The organism is Hydrocoleum sp. CS-953 (assembly GCF_002260545.1).
Taxonomy (GTDB): domain Bacteria; phylum Cyanobacteriota; class Cyanobacteriia; order Cyanobacteriales; family Microcoleaceae; genus Trichodesmium.
Genome location: NZ_LGSU01001043.1, coordinates 1 through 6,265, shown reverse-complemented (window position 1 = coordinate 6,265; position 6,265 = coordinate 1). Strand labels below are relative to the sequence as shown.

At 36.7% G+C, this 6,265-nt stretch carries 3 protein-coding genes; 1 reads left to right on the top strand and 2 read right to left on the bottom strand.

Annotated features, from left to right (window positions below; genetic code table 11):
- On the top strand, window positions 1-430 hold a 430-nt coding region (locus AFK68_RS15300), incomplete at its 5' end, for a cyclic nucleotide-binding domain-containing protein (RefSeq protein ID WP_143437903.1).
- Between the two features lie 2,997 nt (window positions 431-3,427).
- Here the strand turns inward: AFK68_RS15300 and AFK68_RS45295 are convergent.
- Window positions 3,428-3,856 carry a hypothetical protein gene (locus AFK68_RS45295; RefSeq protein ID WP_094673535.1) on the bottom strand — a complete coding sequence of 143 codons (429 nt, stop codon included), beginning with the start codon at window positions 3,854-3,856 and terminating at the stop codon, window positions 3,428-3,430.
- A 185-nt stretch (window positions 3,857-4,041) separates the two neighbouring features.
- Window positions 4,042-5,613, bottom strand: a 1,572-nt coding sequence (locus AFK68_RS15280; protein WP_143437904.1) for a vanadium-dependent haloperoxidase, incomplete at its 3' end; no start/stop codon positions are given.
- Between the last annotated feature and the right edge of the window lie 652 nt (window positions 5,614-6,265).

Below are 6,265 nucleotides of genomic sequence, written 5' to 3'. Positions count from 1 at the left end.
AGGATATAGAAAACGTCTCAAGCCATTAAATTTTTTATTCCATGAAGGAGATCCTGGTGATACTTTTTATATTATTCTTTCTGGTTCAGTAGAGGTTTTTGTAGAAAAAATTAATAAACATTTGACTACTCTAAAAGCTGGAAAATTTTTCGGAGAATTAGCTTTAATGCTAGGTATTCCTCGTACAGCTTCTGTTAGGGCAATTGAAGATACTATTTTATTTGCTATTCATAAAAAAGGCTTTGAAAAAATATTGCATGAAAATCCAGAATTAGCAGAAGTAATTGTGCAAGAGTTGGCTAAACATCAAGAAGAATTATCTGAACGCCAAAATGAACTTAGAACATTGGGATTAGTTGATGCAGAAGAAGATGATAAAAATCCTGTAGTTTGGGTCAGAAATCGTCTCAAAAATCTGTTTGATTTATAGTAAAAAATAGGGAACAGGGAACAGGGAATAGGGAATAGGGAATAGGGAATAGGGAATAGTTATAAAAACATTTCCTAGTCTAATACCATTTCTCAAAAACTTTTCTACATTTTGTTGAGTAGGGGAGTGTAGGGACGTTTTGCTGCGCAACATGTTTGCGGAGCATTCCGGAACGGAAAACGCATTTTTGCCGGTGCAACTTCCCTACCGGAGAAGCAAACATAAGAATAATTAACATTAAACTAGCTAAAATTAGCAAAAAAATGATTCAGATTGTTATGATTAGTTAATAACTGAAGTACAGCCCAAGTATAGCAATAATGCATGGGAATTGGTATAAAATTTATAGTCAGCCTATGTCCTAATCAAGTTATTTCTTAGCTATATCATTAACTTTGGTATTTCCTGATGGAATGCTACGCAAACACTTAGCCTCCTGATTCGTAACTGCGCGATTCAGCTTTTAGCAGCTCAGAGTTTAAATCCCCGGTTTCTATAAACCTGTTGGTGTGCGGAGGGGTCAAATATCCTTCTAAACTTTTACTGCTGACTGCTGACCGCTGACTGCTGATTGCTTTTTTTAATGAATAAAAGAAAGGTCGATTCTACCAAAATTTGTACTTAAGGCTACTTGCATATTTTCTAGTGCTTTGACTAACCATTGAACTTGTTTTTGTGTAGAAGATTCGTAGTGGTTAAACAATATTGCAAATCGTTGTTCTAAACCTGGTCTGACCTGTTGACAAACTAATAATATTTTTAGTAGTAATCCTGTTGTTATAATCGGTCCTAAATTACCAATCAGGTTAACAAACAAAAAATGTTGTAGCTGTGTTTGATTATTAACAATTAAAAAACTCAACATTTTGCTGCAAGTCTTCCTCATTAAAAATTCATTGAAGACCTGATCGTCATTCTCAGACATAACATTTTGTAAATGCTTATAGAGTTGTTCCTTAAACCTAACTCGAATTTGTTGGGATTCCACATCAAAGGATGTACTTAGATATTCATAAAAACTATCTTTAAAACAGTGATATGGTTGAGGTATTGTTGTATAAGTTAAAAATCGTTTAGCATAATCTCGGTAAGTCTCCCTACCTTCTACTTTACCCACAAATTGTTTGATAGATAATAATAGTTCATTATTAGATAATAAGGTAGGATTTTTGATATATTGTAATTGTTTAAGTGATTGTAATCTAGGAAATTGGCAAAGTTCTAGTCTAGCTTGATTAGTTATATAGCGGGATAAATTAATTTCAAATTTTTGCTGTTTTTGCTCTTGCAGTTTGATGATTGCTTCTTGATATTCGCTACTACTATTTGGAGTTAATAACAAATAGTTATATAGATAAGGATAGCGGGGAATAATAATTTTCAAAGGTTGATTTAAGCTGTTGCGACTCTTACTTTCAAATCCTTGATTCATCACCGCTGCCAAACGTTTTAAGCTCAAGTATTGTTGACTATGAGTAAAACCTCTGACAAGTTCTAATATTTTGTGTGTTTGGCGAGAGATATAATTAGAATAGTCAGATTTAGAGGTTNTAGTTATATAGATAAGGATAGCGGGGAATAATAATTTTCAAAGGTTGATTTAAGCTGTTGCGACTCTTACTTTCAAATCCTTGATTCATCACCGCTGCCAAACGTTTTAAGCTCAAGTATTGTTGACTATGAGTAAAACCTCTGACAAGTTCTAATATTTTGTGTGTTTGGCGAGAGATATAATTAGAATAGTCAGATTTAGAGGTTGCTTGACTAAACAACTGAATCAATTTTTCTAAAACATTTTTTTTATCTTGATTTTGTTGCTGATGGTTAATTAAAATATAACAGCAACGGTTCAGGATGTAGTTAAATTTTTCTTCACATTCAGGGAATTGTACAATTATCTCCAGTGCCGTCGATATTTCTGGAGTTTGGTATGGAGAAGATTGCAAAAATAGTTTCCGAAATCGCTCAATTATTTGCTCGATTGATTCAATCGAAACCAACTTCAAAAAGTGATTATAAATTCTTTCTTCTTCTCTGTAAATTTGTTGCTTATAGGAATCAGTGATTATGATTTGTTTACTTGTAGATTTCATAGATGCCTCCCAACCTGAAAAAAGGAGATTATTGCTAATCATTAGTCGCAATTTTAATACTAAAAGTTATTAAGCCTTTTATTCCTTTTTTCAGCTAAACTGATACACTCAATATACTTAATATTAATCATACTCCAGGTATGAAAAATTGTCAGAAAATCTATCTTGATTTCCTATACTTATTCTGAATCAAAAGCCTCCTATAAAGGTTGTTAATGGCAACTAAATCATTAGCATACGAATTTTATTTCTATAATACTATGTGTTTGAATTGATGATCCGATTGAGTTAATATACTTAACATAGTCTTTCAAATCCTCCCTGCACTTACTAGGGGTTTTCATAGAGGAAAGTAGGGACGTTCGATTAAACGTCCCTACAAAAGTAGTATTTTTATTCAACTGATGAAACCTATAGAACTAGGCAAATAGGTTATATCAAATCCGGTAGCATTGGTGTAATTTTAGATATTGTAGGGGCGAATGGCCATTCGCCCCTACANGTAGGGACGTTCGATTAAACGTCCCTACAAAAGTAGTATTTTTATTCAACTGATGAAACCTATAGAACTAGGCAAATAGGTTATATCAAATCCGGTAGCATTGGTGTAATTTTAGATATTGTAGGGGCGAATGGCCATTCGCCCCTACAGGGGTAAGGATGGAAGAGAATTGAAAAATATTTGGCAATGATTGAAGATGAAATATTTTTTTATACCGAATCAAGCGGATTTGATATGAGAACATTGGTAAATCTTAAAACTCAGTCATAGATTGCTTTTGACTTTTAACTTTTAACTTTTAACTTTTAACTTTTGACTTATGCGTAGCGCCATATCTCGGCATTTTTGATAATTTTAATTTCAAAAAAAATTTTGCTTCTCGCAGGTTCTTTAAGTTGTTGCTTAAGCCAAAATCTCGACAAAATCATCACTACCAATATCGCTTGCCGCTACACCCTGTAAAGTAATAGAAAGTTCCTCACCAGTAATGCTAGTATCGCTGCCTACCTGAGCAATTGTCAAATCCTCGAACTCTAGACCACTCCTTAAACGAATCAAATCAATTCCGTCTTCAAAATCAGTGATAATATCATTCCCATAATCAGGTCGGAAGTCAAACATATCTGCACCAGTTCCACCAGTAATAATATCATCACCTTTATCAGCACCAATAATATCCCGACCTCCACCAGCATTAATTATATCGTCACCTTTGCCGGAATGAATTAAATCATTACCATCCAAACCTTCGATAATATCATTTCCACGCCCACTATGTATGTATTCACTAGCATCAGTTCCGATTAACTCATCATCTCCATTTGTACCCATTATCTTATTGGGGGTAAGTAGAGACTGAGCTTCTTCCCAAACTTCTCCCGCTACCTGTCGCCCAAGAGACCTACCATTGACATCGCCATCCTCAAAGTGAATACCTCCGTAAAGACGAGAAAAACCAGCTTCATCAGAAGCTTCGCTGAAAGTTTCCCACTCCAGAGTTACAGTTTCTGTTGGTNCTCATCATCTCCATTTGTACCCATTATCTTATTGGGGGTAAGTAGAGACTGAGCTTCTTCCCAAACTTCTCCCGCTACCTGTCGCCCAAGAGACCTACCATTGACATCGCCATCCTCAAAGTGAATACCTCCGTAAAGACGAGAAAAACCAGCTTCATCAGAAGCTTCGCTGAAAGTTTCCCACTCCAGAGTTACAGTTTCTGTTGGTGTCACTCCAGGTTCAAAACGAGACTCACCAGGAGCAAAAGTTACCGAAGCCCCAAACTCATCATCACCAGTAAACCGTTGGAGAATTTCTGCACCAGCAGCGCTGAAAGTGCTATGACCAGAAACATATTCAGCAAAAGGAGGAGAAGGATCACTACCAGGAGTTTGATAGGTGAGAAAATCAGTTGCAAGAATTGTTTGAGTTCCTTCTCCAGGACCTGCCCAAGCTTCAATAGCATAGCCACCAAGCTCTTCATTAAATTCCCCAATCAAACCCTGTTCGCCTAATTCGCGGACTGTACGGACTGGACGAGCATAGTCGTAGAAGACTTTAGCTTCCCAAGTAGCAACACCAGCATCAAATACCGCGTTACCTAAATTAAAGAATAGTTCGACGTCCTGATCTAATGTATGCTCATCTCTAGCAGAAACAAATTGACCGAAACTCATCCAGGTTCCTGGTGGGAAGGATGTACCACCGCCATCTTCCCAAAATTCTGCAATTAACTTTTGTTCGTCTGTCAAGTTGGCACTAAAATTAACTACCTGTTCTGTTTGGGCAATAAATTCAGGATTGATAATAGTGCCAATAATATCTTGACTAATTGGAACTACAGACTGGTCTGCCAAAGTAATTGTACCTGCATCCAAATCTACCTCACCATCTACTAGCAAAAATGGTTCTGGTGCTACTGGTCGTAATTCTTCACCTGATTTGAGGCCAAAGGGTGTTACATTACCCCACTGTGGAGTCAGGAAGTTTTGGACTCGACCATTAGGATCGTCAATAGGAACGTTTTCGGGAGTCCAAAATTCTATGTCAATAGGGTCTCCAGCAGGATTTTGAGGTTGATAACCACTGATATCGGAGTAAGGAGTACCATCACCATTGGGGTCATTTCCTTCTTGGTTAGAACCATCATTATGACGGAATGCTAATAGTGCTTGACCGGAAACATTACCAATGCCAGCAGGAGTAGTAGTATCGGTAGTAGTATTATTGGGGTCTAATCCTAGAGTTTCCATCACATCATTGAAAATTTCTACTTCCTCCGGGAATAAATCTGTCAGCACCCGGTAAGCAGAAAAACTCATTGCTTCAGCTTTATTAGCTTCTGTATTTTCAGATTCAGGACGTTGTAGATCGTCTCCTAACTGAGTTCCTACTGCTAATGGATCGTAAGCTGCCCAAGCATCATAGATGGCTGTATGTACCATAGAATAGGCACGGGAGGCGACGGTTGGACCTACTCTACTATTAATGACTGCTTGTTGGACTGCGCGGTCCCATAACACTGAAATGGAGGGTGAAGGATCGTTAACTGTTACGAGTTGAGTGTTGGGGTCAACCTGAAGTTCGTTCATAGTGTAGATGTGAGAATAATAGTTTTGTTTGTTCTTCTACTAGATACTTCTAGGGTGTATCTCAGTTATGCAAAAAGTAAAAATACTCAGCAAATTAAGCGGTAAAGTTAGATTTTACCTATAACTTGGCTGTTCAGGTATATTTAGGGTTTGCTGAAAAAGTCTTATGGGTGAGGGTAGGAGTCAGGAGTCAGGAGTCAGGATAAATAGGAATCATAGAGGAGTTAGTGGGAAGAATTTTCCCTTGATTTTTTCGTCCTCGCCCGATTAAAATGCTAACTTTTTGCAGCTCTAGAGACCAAAAAGCTGGCACTTTTTTAGACCTAAAAAGGCATTTGCCTTGATCTGTCAATGCTTTGAGATTTAATCAGCCCTATTTATAGTTCAATTTTCTGGATGTGTTCGTTCAAAGTCCCATAAAGATAAATCACTAACAATTAGTTAGTGTGTATACAGTAATAATTTACAATGGTTTTATCCCACATTCCGGATATTCTGATGAGAATTTTGACTATTTTTCAAATCAGATATAGCAAGGCTTTTAGAAAAAAAGCTCTCTGTGTCAGATAGGCGGAATATAAGTTTTATAGCTGTTTGCTTTACGTTTACTATGATAAACAAACTTTTATCTGAGTAGCAATAGTATAATTAC